This is a genomic window from Flavobacterium saccharophilum (assembly GCF_900142735.1).
Classification (GTDB): domain Bacteria; phylum Bacteroidota; class Bacteroidia; order Flavobacteriales; family Flavobacteriaceae; genus Flavobacterium; species Flavobacterium saccharophilum.
Genome location: NZ_FRBY01000004.1, coordinates 354,686 through 372,194 on the forward strand (window position 1 = coordinate 354,686; position 17,509 = coordinate 372,194).

The 17,509-nt window shown below is 36.7% G+C and carries 12 protein-coding genes; 9 read left to right on the forward strand and 3 right to left on the reverse strand.

Going from position 1 to position 17,509, the window contains the following annotated elements; translation table 11 throughout:
• Positions 1-108: 108 nt before the first annotated feature.
• The 4 genes from BUA98_RS14690 to BUA98_RS14710 all read left to right on the forward strand — a co-directional run bounded on the left by BUA98_RS14690 (position 109) and on the right by BUA98_RS14710 (position 8,843).
• On the forward strand, positions 109-1,692 hold the full coding sequence (locus BUA98_RS14690; protein WP_072973741.1) for a glycoside hydrolase: 1,584 nt from the start codon (positions 109-111) through the stop codon (positions 1,690-1,692).
• Between the two features lie 139 nt (positions 1,693-1,831).
• Positions 1,832-4,255 (forward strand): glycoside hydrolase family 2 TIM barrel-domain containing protein, encoded by a 2,424-nt coding sequence (locus tag BUA98_RS14695; RefSeq protein ID WP_072973742.1) that lies wholly within the window; start codon positions 1,832-1,834, stop codon positions 4,253-4,255.
• 1,280 nt (positions 4,256-5,535) lie between these two features.
• Positions 5,536-6,906: a glycoside hydrolase family 27 protein gene (locus BUA98_RS14705; protein WP_072973744.1), complete on the forward strand. Its 1,371-nt coding sequence runs from the start codon at positions 5,536-5,538 to the stop codon at positions 6,904-6,906.
• Complete coding sequence (locus tag BUA98_RS14710) at positions 6,906-8,843, forward strand: glycoside hydrolase family 43 protein (RefSeq protein WP_072973747.1); 1,938 nt, start codon at positions 6,906-6,908, stop codon at positions 8,841-8,843. The genes BUA98_RS14705 and BUA98_RS14710 overlap by 1 nt, the downstream gene beginning before the upstream one ends.
• Before the next feature lie 81 nt (positions 8,844-8,924).
• On the opposite strand, the gene BUA98_RS14715 is transcribed toward BUA98_RS14710, so the two are convergent.
• Positions 8,925-9,257 carry a YegP family protein gene (locus tag BUA98_RS14715; protein ID WP_072973748.1) on the reverse strand — a complete coding sequence of 111 codons (333 nt, stop codon included), beginning with the start codon at positions 9,255-9,257 and terminating at the stop codon, positions 8,925-8,927.
• A gap of 232 nt (positions 9,258-9,489) precedes the next feature.
• On the opposite strand from BUA98_RS14715, the gene BUA98_RS14720 reads away from it, so the two are divergent.
• Both BUA98_RS14720 and BUA98_RS14725 read left to right on the forward strand, forming a co-directional pair.
• Positions 9,490-10,611: an XdhC family protein gene (locus BUA98_RS14720; protein WP_072973749.1), complete on the forward strand. Its 1,122-nt coding sequence runs from the start codon at positions 9,490-9,492 to the stop codon at positions 10,609-10,611.
• Between the two features lie 11 nt (positions 10,612-10,622).
• Positions 10,623-11,210: a nucleotidyltransferase family protein gene (locus BUA98_RS14725; protein WP_072973750.1), complete on the forward strand. Its 588-nt coding sequence runs from the start codon at positions 10,623-10,625 to the stop codon at positions 11,208-11,210.
• 139 nt (positions 11,211-11,349) lie between these two features.
• Here the strand turns inward: BUA98_RS14725 and BUA98_RS14730 are convergent, their stop codons facing one another.
• Positions 11,350-12,483, reverse strand: coding sequence for a cysteine desulfurase family protein (locus tag BUA98_RS14730; RefSeq protein ID WP_072973754.1), 1,134 nt, complete (start codon positions 12,481-12,483; stop codon positions 11,350-11,352).
• Between the two features lie 170 nt (positions 12,484-12,653).
• Between BUA98_RS14730 and BUA98_RS14735 the strand changes: the two genes are divergently transcribed.
• From BUA98_RS14735 to BUA98_RS14745, 3 genes are read left to right on the forward strand one after another with little or no spacing between them, the layout of a single operon-like run.
• Positions 12,654-13,295 (forward strand): (2Fe-2S)-binding protein, encoded by a 642-nt coding sequence (locus BUA98_RS14735; protein WP_072974105.1) that lies wholly within the window; start codon positions 12,654-12,656, stop codon positions 13,293-13,295.
• A complete protein-coding gene (locus BUA98_RS14740; protein WP_072973757.1) occupies positions 13,292-14,272 on the forward strand; it encodes an FAD binding domain-containing protein in 981 nt (326 codons plus the stop codon). Before BUA98_RS14735 ends, BUA98_RS14740 begins: the two co-directional genes overlap by 4 nt.
• A gap of 8 nt (positions 14,273-14,280) precedes the next feature.
• A complete protein-coding gene (locus BUA98_RS14745) occupies positions 14,281-16,491 on the forward strand; it encodes a xanthine dehydrogenase family protein molybdopterin-binding subunit (RefSeq protein WP_072973758.1) in 2,211 nt (736 codons plus the stop codon).
• A gap of 395 nt (positions 16,492-16,886) precedes the next feature.
• Here the strand turns inward: BUA98_RS14745 and BUA98_RS14750 are convergent, their stop codons facing one another.
• Positions 16,887-17,450: a DUF2911 domain-containing protein gene (locus tag BUA98_RS14750; protein ID WP_072973759.1), complete on the reverse strand. Its 564-nt coding sequence runs from the start codon at positions 17,448-17,450 to the stop codon at positions 16,887-16,889.
• Between the last annotated feature and the right edge of the window lie 59 nt (positions 17,451-17,509).

Sequence of the window (17,509 nt, forward strand, 5' to 3'; positions counted from 1 at the left end):
CGACAAAGATTGCGGAGTTACTTACGGGGATTGCTTCGCCAGTTCGCTATCGCTCGTGTCCTCCTCCGTCGGAATGACAAGATTGGGTCAATCATATAGAATAAGAAAATGAGAAAAATATATATCTCGCTTTTATTGGTAATGAGTTCGCTATCTTACGGGCAGCGAACCGTAACTATAAGCACTGATAATGTTGTACAAACCATGGATGGTTTTGGAGGCTCTGATGCCTGGAGATGCCAGTTTGTGGGGAAATGGCCAGAACAGAAAAAGAATGCCATTGCCGATTTACTTTTTAGCAAAGAAATTGATGCACAGGGAAATCCAAAAGGAATTGGTCTTTCGATCTGGAGATTCAATCTGGGAGCGGGAAGTACCGAACAAGGAGAAAAAAGTAAAGTGTCAGACGAATGGAGAAGAAGCGAATCTTTTTTACAAGCTGATGGATCTTATGATTTCTCTAAACAAGAAGGGCAAAGATGGTTTTTGCAGGCCGCCAAAAAACGAGGTGTTGAAAAATTCCTGATCTTCACCAACAGTCCGCCAGTTTATATGACTAACAACGGATTATCTTTTGCAACTCAAAAGAATAAACTGAATCTAAAAGATGGTGCAATTCCAAAATTTGCCGATTTCTTAGTTCAAAGTATTCTGGGGTTGGAGAAAAAAGAAGGGATAAAATTCGATTACGTTAGTCCGATAAACGAACCGCAGTGGGAATGGATGCCAAAACATGGCGACACCAACAGTCAGGAAGGAACTCCGGCAACCAATCAGGAAATTTATGATTTAACCAAATCACTTTCAGATAAATTAAAAGCTCAAAAAATGAGTACAGAGATTGTAATTGCCGAAGCTGCACAAATCAATTATTTATATGAAAATGTAAATAATGAAAACCGTGACAATCAGATTGACTATTTCTTCGGAAAAACAAAAACAAATATTGCGAAGCTTCCAAACGTTAAAAATGTCATTTTAGGACACAGTTATTTCACAACCTGGCCAATTGACAAACAAGTTTTAAGCCGAAAATTGATCGCTGCAAATGTGAAACAAAATCCGGGCTTGAAGTATTGGCAGTCTGAATACTGTATTTTAGAAAATCCGGGTGAAGCCGAAATACCTGGCGGATCAGGAGGAGGAAGAGATTTAGGAATGCAGACCGCGTTATTCGTGGCGCGTTTGATTCACAATGATATTGCTGTTGCCAATGCTGCTTCATGGCAATGGTGGACTTCTATTACCCGAGTGGATTACAAAGACGGATTGATTTATCTGGATGACGGAAAAAGCAACGGAGGAACAGCACCGGATTATGTTAGAAACGACGGTGAATTTCATGATTCAAAACTGCTTTGGGCTTTAGGAAACTACTCTTTGTTTGTGCGTCCCGGAATGTTGAGAATTGATGTTCCAAATCAAAACGAAGTTGATGCAGCAAATGATGTTATGTTGACCGCTTACAAAGATACAGCAAACAAAAAACTGATTGTTGTTGCGGTAAACTGCGGAAAATCATCTCAAAAATACAAGTTTGATTTGTCAAAAGGAACATTTAAAAATAATGAAGTTACACCTTATATAACTTCTGAAAACTCCAATTTAAAAAGAGCCAATAATCAGAAAATTGATAATCTGGAAATCCCCGCAAGATCAGTCGTAACGTTTGTTGGGGAATTAGAATATTAAAAAAGTTTCAAGTTTCAGGTTTCAAGTTTCAAGTTACCGCAAAGAACCTGAAACCTGAAACCCAAACCTGAAAAAAAAGAAAATTAATTAAAAAAGCTTAGAACCTTAGAATCTTAGCAACTTAGAACCTTAGAAAAAAATGTTTACAAAAAAGAGCTTATTACCTGTTTTACTCTTTTCGTGCGTCTCGGCATTCAGCCAGATTTCGTTTGGAGATTCGAATAAAATTAATGACAACTGGAAGTTTAATCTTCAGGATATTTCAGATGCAAAAAATACCACTTTTGACGACAGCAAATGGCAGTCGGTAAATGTACCGCACGACTGGAGTGTAAAAGGGCAGTTAAGTCCAACGCTGGCAAGTTGTACAGGTTATTTACCGGGTGGAATTGCCTGGTATAGAAAATCAATTAATATTCCGCAGAGCAAATCAGGCGAAAAAGTGTATTTGTATTTTGAAGGTGTTTACAACAGAAGTGAAGTTTTTATCAACGGACATTCTTTAGGAAAACGTCCAAACGGATATATTTCGTTCGCTTATGATGCAACTCAATTCGTAAAATACGGCGGAGAAAATACAATTTCAGTTCGTGTGGATCACAGTCAAAGTGCCGACTCAAGATGGTATACCGGTTCAGGAATTTACAGAAATGTTTGGGTAGTCTATGCAAATCCGGTTCATATTGCACAATGGGGTGTTTATGCGTATCCTGAAGTGAAAAAAGGAAACGGAACTTTAAATGTTGAGGTAGATGTTGAGAACGGATCTTCTGCAAAATCAACTTTAACTGTTATTAACGAATTAATTTCAAAAGACGGAAAATCAGTAGCCAAAGCAACAGCTAAAATTGATGTCGCAGCGAACAAAAGCGGAAAAGTTTCAGCTAAAATGAATGTGAAAAATCCTCAATTATGGGATTTAGACCATCCAAATTTATATCAGCTTAAAACAACGGTTTTTAAAGACGGAAAACAAATAGATCAAACGGTTACCAAAACAGGTTTCAGAACTTTCACTTTCGATCCAAATAATGGTTTTGCATTAAACGGAACATGGATGAAAATGAAAGGTGTTTGTCTACACCACGATGCAGGAGTTTTAGGTTCGGCAGTACCCCGCGAAGTTTGGGAAACCAGATTAAAAACATTAAAAGAAATTGGTGTAAATGCCATTCGTACAAGTCATAATCCGCAAGCGCCAGTTTTTTATGAATTGTGTGATGAATTAGGGATTTTAGTATTGAACGAAGCTTATGACGAATGGGAATTCCCAAAACGTAAATGGTTAGAAGGCTGGAATTACGGAACTCCGGGATTCGAAGGTTCGTTTGATATTTTTGCAGATTATGGAGAAAAAGATTTAGAAGATTTTGTGCGTCGTGACAGAAACCATCTTTCCGTTTTTGCATGGAGTATTGGTAATGAAGTAGATTATCCAAATGATCCTTATTCTCATCCAGTTTTAGATAAAGGAAAAGATGGTTTTGGGCAAGCTGCTTACGGAGGTTATAAAAAAGATGCTCCAGATGCAATGCGTCTTGGAGTAATTGCAAAACGTTTGGTTGCAGCGGTAAAAAAATATGATAAATCCCGTCCAACAACTGCAGGTTTAGCAGGTGTTGCAATGTCTAATGAAACAGAATATCCGGGAGCTTTAGATATTACAGGATATAACTATACAGAAAGCAAATATAAATCAGATCATGAAAAATACCCAAACAGAGTAATTTTTGGTAGCGAAAATGTTCACGATATGGAACCTTGGCTTGCGGTAAAAAACAACAAGCATATTTTTGGACAATTTCTTTGGACAGGTATTGATTATCTAGGAGAATCAGGAAGATGGCCTTCAAGAGGATTTTATTCTGGATTAGTTGATTTTGCAGGAGTTATCAAACCAAGGGGGTATTTCCGTCAGTCATTATGGTCAGATAAACCAATGGCGTATATAGGAACTTATCCTTTAAAAGATACTAAAGACGTTTCTAAAGATGCATGGGCGATTTGGAATTACGCTCAAGGTGAAAAAATTCGTGTTGTGTGTTATACAAATGCTGCAAAAGCACGTTTAGAATTAAACGGAAAAGTGGTTGGTGAAGCAAAAGCTTATGACGAAAAAACAGGAATTATTTATTGGGATATTCCATTTGCTTCAGGAAAATTAGAAGCAATTGGCTTAGATAAAAATGATAAAGAAGTAAGCAGATTTGCTATCACTTCAACACAACAGCCAGTTGAATTGACTATTGCAGACACTAATATCACAATTGCAAAAGAAAAAGGTGTAGCTAAAATAATGGTTCAGGTTAAAGATCAAAACGGACTTCCAGTAATGCTTTCTGATAATGAAGTTACGTGTACAATTACTGGTCCGGGAACTTTATTAGGACTTGAAGCGGGAAATAACAGCGACATGACAGATTATACAGATAATGTTCAGCGCGTATTCCACGGGCATATCGCCGCTTATGTGCAGGCAACAGGAGAATCGTCTCAGCCAATTAAAGTTACATTTACAAGTCAATGGTTAAAACCAGTTGAGGTTACTGTGAATGTGAAGTAAGAAGTAAGATGTTAGAAGAAAGAAGTAAGATCTAATTAGTTTGAAGTTCCAGCGGAATGACATGTTTATAGAAAAAAAAATTAGGCGAAAGAACCCCATCGGGGTGAAATCTGAATTGCGTTTACATATCGCTCCGCTGGAGCTTTATCCCGTAACTGGTTATTATTGGCTATAAATATGTTGCTCCGCTGGAGCTTAATTAGAAATGCAGATTAAATCATTTAGAATCAGTTAATCTGTGGCTGAAAAAGACAAAGTGCGTCGTTAAAGAGAGTTAGTTCCAGCGGAACGACATGTTTATAGAAAAATAAAAATCTATGCGAAAGAGCCCCATCGGGGTGAAACCTAAATAGTGTTTTTACATATCGCTCCTCCGGAGCTTTATACGAACCGGTTATTGTTTTCTATAAATATATCGCTCCTCCGGAGCTTAATTAGAAGTGCAGATTAAATCATTTAGAATCAGTTAATCTGTGGCTGAAAAAGACAAAGTGCGTCGTTAAAGAGATTTAGTTCCAGGGGATCGACATGTTTATAGAAAAATAAAAATCTATGCGAAAGAGCCCCATCGGGGTGAAACCTAAATAGTGTTTTTACATATCGCTCCTCCGGAGCTTTATACGAACCGCTAATTATTTTTTATAAATATGTTGCTCCTCCGGAGCTTAATTAGAAGTGCAGATTAAATCATTTAGAATCAGTTAATCTGTGGCTAAAAAAGACAAAGTGCGTCGTTAAAGAGAGTTAGTTCCAGCGGAACGACATGTTTATAGAAAAATTAGAAATCTATACGAAAGAACCCCATCGGGGTGAAATCTTGAGATCGTTTTTACATATCGCTCCTCCGGAGCTTTATACGAACCGGTTATTGTTTTCTATAAATATATCGCTCCTCCGGAGCTTAATTAGAAATGCAGATTAAACCATTTTAATCAGTTAATCTGTGGCTGAAAAAGACAAAGTGCGTCGTTAAAGAGAGTTAGTTCCAGCGGAACAACATGTTTATAGAAAAATAGAAATCTATGCAAAAGAACCCCATCGGGGTGAAACCTAAATAGTATTTTTACATATCGCTCCGCCGGAGCTTGATCCCGTAATCGGTTATTATTCGCTATAAACATGTTGCTCCGGTGGAGCTGATCGAAATTGAAAATATTAGTTAGTTTTTTTAAATGGTCAATTAACCTGTCAGCGTTTTGGTTAGCCGACAGGTTAATTGTATTTACTGACGAAAAGTTTATTATATTTGAAGTGTAGTATTAACACTTATTAAAATTAAAATGAAAAAAAAATATATAGTTCCGTTTATTTTGGGGTTGGTTTTCGTATCCATTTCTTCGAATGCCCAAACAAAAGTTTTTAAAAAAGAAGAGTTCAAACAATGGGCACAAACACCACCGATGGGTTGGAATAGTTGGGATTGCTACGGACCAACAGTAGAAGAACACGAAGTAAAAGCCAATGCCGATTATATGGCAAAAAACCTGAAAAAATTCGGTTGGGAATATATTGTTGTCGACATCAGATGGTTTGTAGAAAATGATAAAGCAGGAGGGTATAATCAAACAGATCCACGATATGTAATCGATCAATACGGAAGATATTTGCCAGCCGTAAATCGTTTTCCTTCAGCAAAAGACGAACAAGGTTTCAAACCTTTAGCAGATTATATCCATAAGCAAGGATTAAAATTCGGAATCCATATTATGCGCGGAATTCCGAAAAAAGCGGTGGAAGATAAAATGCCAATCAAAGGCGCAAACGGAATCACGGCAGATCAAATTTATACGACCGCACTGCAATGCGAGTGGCTAAAAGACAATTATACAATTTTGGCAGACAAACCGGGAGCACAGGAATATTACGATTCTATATTTGAGCTTTATGCAAGTTGGGGCGTTGATTTTATCAAAATAGATGATTTATCAAGACCGTATCACGAAGGCGAAATCAACTTAATTAGAAACGCGATCGATAAATGCGGACGCAAAATCGTCTTAAGTACTTCACCAGGAGAAACGCCTATAACGGCGGCACCACACGTAAAAGAGCATGCCAATATGTGGCGCATGGTTGATGATGTTTGGGATACCTGGCCTCATATTACCCATTTAATGAAGGTAAGCGAACAATGGTATCCGCATATCGCTCCGGGAACATGGCCAGACTGCGATATGATTCCGTTAGGACGTATTTCTGTTAGGGGAGAACGTGGCGAAGACCGAATGACACGCTTAACAAAAGACGAACAGTATACGTTAATTACGTTCTTTAATATTTTTAAATCTCCTTTGTTTTTTGGTGGAGATTTGCCAAGCAACGATGCTTTTACCTTATCCTTATTAACCAATAATGATGTTGTAAAAATGCACAATGAAAGTACGGATGTAAAACAGCTTTTTCAGAAAGACGGAAAAATTGCCGTGACTTCAAAGAATCCTAAAGACGGAAGTGTCTATCTGGCGTTGATTAATATTTCAGATACAGCTTCAGAAAATATTTCGGTGAATCTTTCTGATTTGGGAATTTATGGAAATACAGCTGTTTTAAATATGTGGACCGGTGAGAAATCAAAAGTTTCTTCTGCAGCTATTTCCGCAGAATTAAAACCTCATAGCTCCGTTCTGTATCAATTAAAAGGTAAAAAATAATGAAGAAAATACATTTTAGCCTTGTATTATTTTTAAGCATTTTTAATTTTTTACAAGCTCAAAATAACAAGGAAAAGGGAATTCCGCCTGTAATTGCAGAAAAGGATTTAACGGCTTATTTGTTTGTTTACTTCACCGGAAATTCGGTTAAAGAAGAAGCTGTGAGATATGCCATAAGCGCTGATGGTTATCATTATTATCATTTAAATAATAACAAACCAGTTATTGATAGCAAAGCCATCAGTTCAACTGGAGGTGTTCGTGATCCGCATATTTTGCGTGGTGACGATGGTAAAACTTTCTATATGGTCTTGACAGATATGACGTCTTCAAAAGGCTGGGACAGCAATCGTGCAATGGTTTTGCTAAAAAGTACTGATTTAGTTAATTGGAAAAGCAGCAGTGTAAATATTCAAACTACTTTTCCCGGAAACGAAAACTTAAAAAGAGTTTGGGCACCGCAAACCATTTACGACGCAAAAGCAGGAAAGTATTTGATTTACTTTAGTTTGCAATATGCGGGAGGTCCGGATAAAATTTATTACGCTTATGCCAATAAAGATTTTACCGGTTTAGAAAGTGCTCCAAAATTGTTATTTGTTCCAAAATCAGAAAGAGCTTGTATTGACGGAGACATTATTGAAAAAGACGGAGTTTATCACCTTTTCTATAAAACAGAAACAGAAAAAGCCGGAATAAAAGTAGCCACAACAACCGATTTAACTTCCGGAAAATGGACAGAAAATGATAATTATCTGCAACAGACGAAAGACGGAGTTGAAGGTTCGAGTGTTTTCAAATTAAATAATTCGGATGATTATATCTTGATGTATGATGTTTATACCAAAGGAAGATATCAGTTTACAAAAAGTAAAGACTTAGAGAATTTTATCGTAATTGATAATGATATTTCAATGGATTTTAATCCGCGTCACGGAACCATTTTGCCTATTACAAGATCTGAGTTGAAAAGACTGACTGCAAAATGGGGAACTCCGGCAAAATTTCCAAAAATAAATAATAATCCGGTTTTAGAAGGATATTACGCTGATCCTGAAATTTTATATTCAAACAAAACAAAAAAATACTACATCTATCCAACAAGCGATGGTTTTGATGGCTGGTCAGGAAATTATTTCAAGACTTTCTCTTCAGATAATTTGACGGACTGGAAAGACGAAGGAATTATAGTTGATCTTAGAAAAGATGTAAGCTGGGCGAACAGAAATGCCTGGGCGCCTTGTATTGTAGAGAAAAAAATCAAAAGGAAGTACAAGTATTTTTATTACTTCACGGCTGCTCAAAAAATTGGGGTAGCATCATCAGACAATCCAAACGGACCTTTTACAGACAGTGGAAAAGCGTTGGTAAGCACAAGACCAGCAGAAGTAAAAGGAGGCCAGGAAATTGATCCCGATGTTTTTACAGATCCTAAAACAGGAAAAAGCTATTTGTATTGGGGGAATGGTTATATGGCTGTAGCCGAATTAAATGCCGACATGATTTCGGTAAAAGAGGGAAGCACCAAAATAATTAAGGTTGATAACACTTTTAGAGAAGGGACATATGTTATTCACAGAAAAGGAATCTATTATTTTTTATGGAGTGAAGACGACACCAGAAGTCCAAATTATAAAGTAAGATACGGAACATCAAAATCGCCTTTGGGGCCAATTGAAATTCCTAAAAACAATATTGTAATTCAGGGAATTTCAGATCAGGGAATTTATGCAACGGGACATAATTCGGTTTTACAAATTCCGAATAAAGATGAATGGTATATTACTTACCATCGTTTCTCTTATCCAACCGGAATAAAAATGGGAGACGCTGGCGGTTTTCATCGTGAAGTCTGTATCGATAAATTAGAGTTCAATGCCGATGGAAGCATTAAACAGGTAACTCCAACACATACCGGGATAAATGCAATAAAATAATTTTATAAGAGTTTTAGATAAAAATAAAAAGGCTGTTTCGATTTAAGAAACAGCCTTTTTTATATATGATAAAACAGTTTTTTAAGCCGTTTGATCGTCTGTAGTTGCGTCCGGGGCATTTGTTTTTACTGATTCAACTCCGTTATCTCTGGCAGCTGTACTTTCATACATTTCGCTTGCACCAATAATTTGACCATTACTGGCTTTTAAATTGAAATATGGTTTTCCGTTGCTTGATTCTTTTTTGTCAAATTTGCTGTCGTCTTGCGAATTGGTTTTTACTGATTCGATTCCGTTAAGGCAAGCCGCTTTTGTAGTATAGCCTTCGCTAGTTAAAATTGTTTGTCCATTTCCTGCTTTTAAATTGAATTGGAATTCGCCGTTGGCTCTTTTAGTAATTACAAATTTTCCCATATTATTTATTTTTAAGTTAGGTATTAAATAAACTTTGCTTTAATAAAAATACAAAACTTGATCATATAAATTATTTTTTCAGGAAAATAAAATTGAATATTAGGGTATTGCATATTACAGAAACGTCAGAAAGCACATTTCGAAAAAAAACTTTTTTTGAGTTACTACTTTTAATCATTTAAATCTTCATCAAAAAAATAATTATCTACTTTTGTTAGTAACCGTTATTACTATGAAGGAAATTAATGAAATTCTAAAAGCCTATTCAGAAGCAAAAAAAGCTGGAAAAAAGACTGCTTTGGCCACTGTCGTAAAAGTCGAAGGATCGTCTTACCGTCAGCCTGGCGCTCGCATGTTGGTTACTGAAGATGGAAATCTGACTGGTGCCATAAGCGGTGGCTGTTTAGAAGGCGATGCTTTACGAAAAGCGTTACTGGCGATCCATCAGCAGCAAAATAAATTAATTACTTATAATACCACTAGTGAAAATGATAGCGAGGTTGGGTTACAATTAGGCTGCAACGGAATCGTTCATATTCTTTTTGAATATATTAATGCGGAGATGATTAATAACCCGATACAGCTTTTACAGCAATTAGAAACAGAGCGGAAACCCGCAATAATTGAAACTATTTTTTCTCTTAAACGAAATGCACCACAAACAGGTACCGTTTTATTTTACAGACAGGATTCGGATATTTTGCATAATAATGATATCGCCATAAATAGTATTCCAGATGTAAAAAAGGCACTTGAAACTAAAACGACCCTCATAAAAAAAATGCAGGATGATAATGAAAATGAAGCTCTGATTGAATGTATCGAACCAGTTATTGCGCTTGTAGTTGCCGGTGCAGGAAATGATGTCCAGCCACTGGTAAATATGGCCTCTTTGTTAGGTTGGGAAGTAACTATTGGTGATGGCAGAGCGACGCATGCTACTACAAAACGTTTTCCTGAAGCCAGACAAACAGTTGTTGTAAAGTCAGAAGAATTTCTTGATACTATTGAGATCGATGATCAGACTTATTTTGTTTTAATGACGCATGATTACAAATATGATTTAGCGATCTTAAAATTACTTTTAAAAAGAGATTGTAAATACATTGGAATTCTGGGACCAAAATCAAAGTTAAACCGAATGCTGGATGATTTACACGCTGAAGGAATAAGTTTGACAGAAGAACAATTGGATCGAATTTACGGGCCAATCGGACTTGATATTGGAGCAGAAACTTCAGAAGAAATTGCGCTATCTATCATTTCGGAAATTAAAGCAGTTATGAGCGGAAGAACAGGAACTTCTCTAAAATATAAAACACACAAAATACACGATTCAAAAGTAGTAATCTAAATTAAAAGGTGATGACGGGCATTATAATTTTAGCGGCAGGAAACTCTTCAAGATTAGGACAACCAAAACAATTATTAGGATACAAAGATTCTACTCTTTTAAAAAATACAATTGCAGAAGCTTTTTTAGTACCAGATGTTGTTATCATAGTCGTAACTGGTTCAAATAATCAATTGATAGAAGAAGAACTGGATCCCTCAAGAATAAAAATATGTTTTAATCCGGATTGGGAATCGGGAATGTCATCTTCAATCGTAAACGGTCTCAGTGCATTATTGTGCTTGTATCCGGATTGTGAAAATTGCATTTTTGCCGTATGTGATCAACCTTATGTTTCCAGTTTGGTTTTTGAGAATTTAATTCAGGAACATTCCAAAACAGGCAAAGGAATTACGGCCTCCGCCTATTCCGGAACATTAGGAACGCCAGTGCTTTTTAATAAAAAATACTTTAGTGAATTAGCAGCCTTGCAAGGACAGGAGGGAGCCAAAAAAATCATTAATCGATTTTTAGAGGATACAGCTTCAATTTCATTTGAAAAAGGCAATATTGATATTGATACAGAAGAGGATTATAATAAGCTTATTTCTGAATTGTAGGGTTTTGCCGCGAAGGCACTAAGACACAAAGTTTTTATTTATAGTAATTTGTAGAAAAGCTTTGAGTCTTAAAATCAGTTGATCAGAGTAAAAAAAATCTTCGTGTCTTAGTGCCTTCGTGGCATGGCATAGATTGGCATTATCGAAGTTGAGCGATCAAAGCAGTTACTCTTTCAATTGTTTCCTCAATTTCTTCTTCAGTTGTAAATCTCCCTAAACTAAAACGGATCGAACTCAAAGCATCTTGATCTGATAAACCTAAAGCTTTTAATACATGCGAAGGTTGCGAAGTTACAGACGAACATGATGATCCATTGGAGACTGAAATATTTTGCAAAGCTAAAATAAGCTTCTCGGAATTAACGCCGGGAAAACAAATGTTAGTAGTATTACAAATTCGGTTCTGTTTATTTCCATTTACGAATGATCCTTCAATTTTTAAGAGATCATTTTCTAGCTGATCTCTCAATAGTTTAATTCTATTATTATCGTTATCTATTTCTAAAACAGCTATTTCGGATGCTCTACCTAAGCCAATAATTCCGGGTACATTTAAAGTTCCGCTACGTAATTTTCTTTGTTGGTTTCCTCCGTTGATTAAGGGGGTTAATTTTATTTTGGCTTTAGCCGAAATATATAAAGCGCCAACACCTTTAGGCCCATAAAATTTGTGTGCAGAAAGTGCCAGAAGATCAATTCCAAGTTTTTTTACATCAATAGAAATCTTTCCAATTGCCTGAGTTGCATCACATAAAAATAGCGAATTCTTGGCATGAATAATTTTTGATATTTCGGCAATATCCTGAATGACACCTGTTTCATTATTGGTAATCATTATAATGACAATCAGTGTTTTAGTTGTTATTACCTCATTTAAGAGATTAATATCTAAAATCCCGTCTGAAGCAACGGGTAAGTAGGTAACCTCAAAGCCAATGCTCTCCATATAACGGCAAGTTTCCAGAACAGCTTTGTGTTCTGTTGCAACCGTTACAATATGTTTTTTGTTTTGATTTGCCAATCCTTTAAGGGCTAAATTAATTGATTCTGTTGCTCCGGAAGTAAAGATGATTTCCTCTTCTTTGGCACCAATTAATTGAGCGGTTTGCCAGGCGGCATTTTCGACAGCTTCCTGAATTTCTAATCCGGCTAAATGACTACTGCTTGCATTAGCATAAAAATCTGTAAAATAAGGAAGCATCACATCGAGCACTCTTTCGTCAAGAAGCGTTGTGGCGTTATTATCTAAATATATAATGGGTAATTGAGGCATAATAAATTCTTAGTGATGTAAAAATACAATTTTGTAATTTAAATAATTCTCTTATTTAGTACTTAAATAAATTACAGGTTTGTGTGAATTTTATAAGTATTTATCGCGTAGGATTGTTAAATTTGTTAGGAATAACATTTTTGATTTTTTCTAACTTAAAAATACCAGGTATGGCTGCCAAAAAATCAACCAAAGACAAATTGATAGAAGATGAATCGAATGCATCTCGTCGGGACTTTCTAAAAAAGTCAGGATTGTTTACCGCTCTTGCTTTGGCGCCGCCTTCATTGGTGATGGCCTCTGAAAATAAATGGGATGAAAAAATCGCTGGATACCTTGAAACGGTTCCGCTTTCAATAGAAGTGAACGGAGTAAAACAAAATCTCAATGTAGAACCTCGTACCACTTTACTGGATTTATTGCGTGAGCAATTACACTTAACCGGAACAAAAAAAGGTTGTGACCACGGACAATGTGGTGCGTGTACCGTACATGTCAATGGTACAAGAATTTTATCTTGCCTGACACTAGCATCCATGCAGCAAAATGCACAGGTAACGACCATCGAAGGACTTTCAAAAGGAAAAAAACTACACCCAATGCAGGAAGCCTTTATCAAAAATGATGGTTTTCAATGTGGCTATTGTACTCCCGGACAAATCATGTCAGGAATTGCCTGCATCAAAGAAGGTCATGCAAACAGCAGAGAAGAAATTAGAGAATATATGAGCGGTAATATTTGTCGTTGTGGTGCGTATCACAATATTGTCGATGCCATTACCGAAGTTAAGGAAGGAGGGATGTCATCATGAAGAACTTCCAAATCATAAGAGCATTATCATCAAAGTCGGCTGTAATAAGTATTGCTAAAGAAAAAGAAGCCATGTTTATTGCCGGAGGTACCAACCTTGTCGATTTAATGAAAAAGAACGTTGTCGCTCCTGACAAATTGGTAGACATTACCGCATTAGATTTAAAAAAGATTGAATTCCTTACCGGAAAAACATCTATTGGTGCCTTGGCTAAGAACAGTCAGGTTGCCGAAGATAAAGCAATAATAGAAAAACATCCTTTGTTAGCAATGGCTTTAACGGCCGGAGCCTCTCAGCAAATTAGACATATGGCCACGGTTGGCGGAAATATGCTGCAGCGTACGCGTTGTTCCTATTTTTATAATACCGATATGCCTTGCAATAAACGTGTTCCAAAAAGTGGTTGTGGAGCTATTGGCGGTTCAAACAGAATGCATGCTATTTTTGGCGCATCAGATAGCTGTATTGCCGTTCATCCAAGTGATATGTGTGTGGCACTGGCTGCACTTGATGCAACAGTTCAGGTTGAAGGACCAAAAGGGAAGAGAGAAATTAAATTTACTGATTTTCATCGCCTTCCCGGAAATACTCCGGAAAAAGACAATACACTTCAAAATAAAGAATTGATAACTTCAGTTGAAATTCCGAATAACAACTTCACTAAAAATGTACATTATTTAAAGGTTCGTGACCGAAGCAGTTATGCATTCGCATTGGTTTCTGTTGCGGCGGCCTTAGATATTCAAAACAATACAATCAATGATGTGAGACTTGCTATGGGTGGTGTGGCACATAAACCATGGCGCCTTACTGAAGTTGAGGAATTTCTAAAAGGAAAAACAGTTTCAGAAACCATTTTCAGACAAGCGGCCGATTTGGCAATGAAAGGAGCAAGAGGTTACGGAGATAACGATTTTAAATTAACTCTAGGACCGAACGCCATTGTAGAAGCATTAACGATAGCATCATCTAAATAATTTGAATTATGAGCAAGACAAGTAATATAAATAGAGTAGATGGATTTGCTAAAGTAACAGGTTCTGCTACTTATTCAGCCGAATATAAAACGGATGGTGTTGTGTATGCCTGCTTGGTAGGAAGTACGATTGCAAAAGGAAGAATTAAAAGCATAGATACTAAAAAAGCCGAATGGGCACCAGGAGTTTTGGTGGTTATTTCGCATTTAAATGTGGATAAACCTTCTGGATATGCAAAAGCAAAAGATCCTCACAATTTTGGACAACCGCTTCAGGTTTTTAAAGACGATACGGTTCTGTATTACGATCAGCCCATTGCGATGGTAATTGCAGATACTTTTGAACGTATGCAATATGCTGCAAGTTTAATTAAAGCGGAATATATCAAAGAAGAGCATATCACGGATCTTCAGAAAGCAAAGGATAAAGAGAAAAAAGTAGAGACCGATAAAGGTGATGATTATCACCGCGGTGTTCAGGATAATTATAAAAATGCCGCTGTTGTTTTAGAAGAAGAATATACAATTCCGACTGAAGTTCATAATCCGATGGAATTGGCGAATATTATTGCCAAATGGGATGGAAACAAACCAACGGTTTATACGAAAAGTCAGGGAGTTGAAGGAACTAGAAGAAGCATTGGTGGCGTATTTGGAATTCCGCCAGAAGATGTTTCGGTAAATTCAGAATATCTTGGAGGTGCTTTCGGAATGGGATTGCATACCTGGCCTTACGAAATTGCAGCGCTTATCGGATCAAAGAAATTAAATCGTCCGGTTAAATTAGTGCTTCACAGAGAGCAAATGTTTACCAATGTTGGTTTTAGACCTTATACCATTCAAAAAATGGGTTTAGGTGCTACGAAAGATGGTAAATTGACTGGCTTAACTCATGAAGCCGTAGCCATGACGTCGAGTTATGAAGATTTCATGGAAGGAACGGTAAACATGTCGCGATTTATTTACAATTGCGATAATGTTTCAACGCGATATCGAATTGTAAAATTAGATACGTGTACGCCAATCTGGATGCGTGGTCCAGGAGAAGCGACTGGTTCTTTTGCCTTAGAAAGCGCGATGGACGAATTGGCCCATAAATTAGATATGGATCCAATTGAGTTCCGAAAACTAAATTATGCCGAAAAAGATTTAGAACAAAATAAACCGTGGAGCAGTAAATATTTATTAGAATGTTACGAAGGCGGAATGGAACGTATTGGCTGGAAAAACCGTAAAAATAAACCAGGTTCCGTAAAAGAAGGCGAGTGGCTAGTGGGTTACGGAATGGGAACCGGAACATTCGGCTGTTACAGAAGTCCAACTTCTGTAAAAGCAAAATTCTTAGCCGATGGAAATTTAGTTTTGCAGTGCAGTGTAAACGATATGGGACCGGGAACCGCAACGATGATGACGGCAATTGGAGCTGAAATCACCGGTTTGCCAAGTGAAAATGTAGTAATCGAAATGGGAAAAAGCGGACTTCCGAAAGGACCAACACAGGGAGGATCTGCTACAACATCATCTGTAGGATCTGCCGTTCATGATGCCTGTAATTTATTAGTGAGTAAAATTTTAGGTTTGGCTGTTGAAACTTCAACCTTTAAAGGAATGGCGATTACCGATTTGGCTTTCGCCAATGGGGTAGTAACATCTAAAAAAGACAATTTAAAATCAGTTTCTTTAGCCTCGTTATTATCAGCCAATAAACTGGAAAATTTTGAAGTGGAAAACGTATCTAAAGCTACTGAAGAAGCAAAAAAATATTCTATTTATTCGTTTTCAGTTCATTTTGTAAAGGTTTTGGTGAATCCGAATTTAGGAAAAATAAGATTAGCGCATGTGGTTTCGTGTGCTGATATCGGAACCGTAATCAACCAGAAAACTTCTGCGGGACAAATGTACGGAGGAGCGGTTGGCGGAATCGGAATGGGATTGATGGAAGCATTGGAAATCGATCATCGTTTTGGCCGTCCGATTAATAATAATTTTGCCGATTATCATGTTCCGGTAAATGCAGATATTGAAAAACAGGAAGTATTTTTCGTCAATAAAAAAGATCCAATCAGTAATCCGATGGGAACAAAAGGTCTTGGAGAAACAGCTTTAGTTGGAATGGCGCCTGCAATTGCAAATGCTGTTTTTAATGCGACAGGAAAACGTGTGCGAGATTTACCGATTACTCTGGATAAAATTTTGGAACCTAGAGTTGCAAATGCTTAATGAATTTAGATACTATCAAAACAAAAAAGAGACACAATTTGCGTCTCTTTTTTTTGTGTAATTATTTGAAACATAGCCCGTGGTTTCAACCACGGGGACATGGTGTGTGACGATTTAGATTGCGTCCCAATGGTTGAAAACATTGGCTATGTTGATGGAGCATTATATTTAATATAAAAAAGAGACATCGTAAAATGTCTCTTTTTTTGAATCTTAGGTTTAGTCCCAGCGGGACGTAATATTTATAGCTATTTCTGAATCTTATAGTAAAACCCCATCGGGGTGAAATTTTTTTAAGTATAAAATGAAACTACTATGTCGCTCCACTAGAGCTTTAATTTAATATCTAATAATTACTATAGACATACCGCTCCCCCAGAGCTTTATAGACGAACTTATTTAATCGTAATCGGCAATTCAACTGTTGTTTTATCCCAGCCAATAACCAAATTAGTTACAGCTCCCTGAGTTGTAAAAGCAATTGATAAAGCCTCAATAGTAGTTGAAACTGGTTTTACAGGAACTGACACCCTAACTAGATCTTTGCTTTCATCATAGGCATAACCACCCCACAAATCAAGTTCTTTATTGATGATGATGGTCCATTTGTCTTTTTCAGGAATGGCAAATAAACTGTAAGTTCCTGCAGGAACTGCCACACCATTAATAGTTGCAGGTTTGTAGAATTTGATTTCTGTATTTTCATTGGCACCAACTCTCCAAACTTCACCGTATTTAATTAAATCTCCAAAGATGACACGACCTTTAACAGAAGGTCTTGCATAAGTAACTTTAATGGAAGGCGAAGGATTATCTGTTTTTTTGAATTTAACAGCTTTGTTTGGGAAATAAGAAATATCAACAGGACTTGCATCTAACGGAGCAAATTTTACTACGTCTTGAGCCTGAACTGTAACGGCAGTAAATAGAATAACTGCTAGTAAACATAATTTTTTCATAGGATTACAATTTTTAGAATTAGTACAAAGTAAGTTAATAATGCAGAAAAATCATATAA